Annotated in this window: 3 protein-coding genes; all 3 read right to left on the bottom strand. The window is 32.4% G+C overall.

Translation table 11 applies throughout. The features are described 5' to 3' along the window. Window positions 1-264: hypothetical protein (locus tag HMPREF2660_RS06055; protein WP_141743559.1), on the bottom strand; the 264-nt coding region annotated here is incomplete at its 3' end. Further along, entirely contained in the window at window positions 254-562 is a 309-nt protein-coding gene (locus tag HMPREF2660_RS06050; protein WP_070486135.1) for an immunity 53 family protein, read from the bottom strand. The genes HMPREF2660_RS06050 and HMPREF2660_RS06055, both read right to left, overlap by 11 nt. A gap of 15 nt (window positions 563-577) precedes the next feature. Then, a partial coding sequence (locus tag HMPREF2660_RS06045; protein WP_141743558.1) for an RHS repeat-associated core domain-containing protein occupies window positions 578-1,316 on the bottom strand: 739 nt, incomplete at its 5' end.

Below are 1,316 nucleotides of genomic sequence, written 5' to 3'. Positions count from 1 at the left end.
CTGCAAGATGTTGTTTACATACTGAAAACCGTCTAAGTAATCTACAATCTTTAAACTATCATTGTTAACTACTGTCTTTCTCACTTTTTGACCTGCAGCATTGTATTGATAGCTGATGTATTTATTATTTGCCCAAGTGATTCGGGTCGGTAAATTCAGATGGTTGTATTTTATTTCAGTTATACCCTTGTTTCTGTCTTTGACCATTGAGCTACGCTCGGTTTCTTCGTTAAAATCTTCTCTTCGATCTTCTTCAAATTTCATCAAAATTATCTTCAACAATTTCTTTAAACTTATTTAACAAAAATGTTAATTTTGTTGTATCTCCTGATGCTTCAAATTTACCGTTTTCAATTTTATAACCATACCAATCATTTTGAGATTTTTCAATAAAAGTCCAAGGTATAGAAGAAAATTCAATATCTAAATCTATTAAATCTATGGATATTGACCAACCTGGATTATCTAAAGTATCAATAGTAATTCCATAATTTTGCTCCCATTCACCATCACAATTATTTTCGTACCATTCTGAAATCCATTTTATTATATTATCTTTCATTATATTGTATCTTTATTAATAATCTTTACCTTTAACAGCAGGTCTTACATCTTTAGTTCCTTTTTCGTGCACATGAGGTGTATCAACTTTAGTACCATCTTTATTTGTGTGCGACTTTCCCTTTATGTCTGTTCTTTTTACTTCATCAAAGCCAGAAGGGTTCTTCTCATTCTTTTTATATGTGGTATTTCCTCTCTCATTAAATGTTGAATGATCTCCTTGAGCTTCTTGATTAGGCTTTCTTTTATTAGCACTTCTCCCTGATTTTGAAACCTTTGTTTTATTAGCACCTTTAGTTAAAACTTTTCCAGTAGTCCCAACAGCTTTCCCAGCTGGAACAACACCCATTACAACTTCTGCTCCAGATTCTAATCGAGATTTATCTTCTGTGAAATCACTCGAGTAACTTTTACCTGTAGCTAATTCAACAATTGGGGTTAAAGGATTAATGTTTTCATTTACCCATTCCATACCACTTTCTACAGCACTCCATACTTTGCCTAAAGTTGTTTGTTTGTCTTCTCCACTAGTTTCTTGTCCTTCTAATCCTTCTATTTCAATTTTCCAGGCAGGGTTATTATGAGCAAATTGGTATGTGCTAATATTATAATAATCCTCAGTTATTGGATCGACACTAAAAAACCTTGCAAAAGTAGGATCGTAATTTCTATAACGATACTTATACCAATTTAATCCTAATTCATCTTGAAACTCCTGCCCATTGAACTTATAATTATACGTAGCCGAACCCGTT

The sequence above is a fragment of the Weeksella sp. HMSC059D05 genome (genome assembly GCF_001809725.1).
Classification (GTDB): Bacteria; Bacteroidota; Bacteroidia; order Flavobacteriales; family Weeksellaceae; genus Weeksella; species Weeksella virosa.
The sequence above is the reverse complement of the archived record's forward strand: the minus strand, read 5'-3'. Positions and strand labels throughout refer to the sequence as shown.

Coding starts and splice junctions, on each gene's coding strand:
- HMPREF2660_RS06050 (WP_070486135.1), bottom strand. CDS start 562: ATGAAAGATAATATAATAAAATGGATTTCAGAATGGTACGAAAATAAT.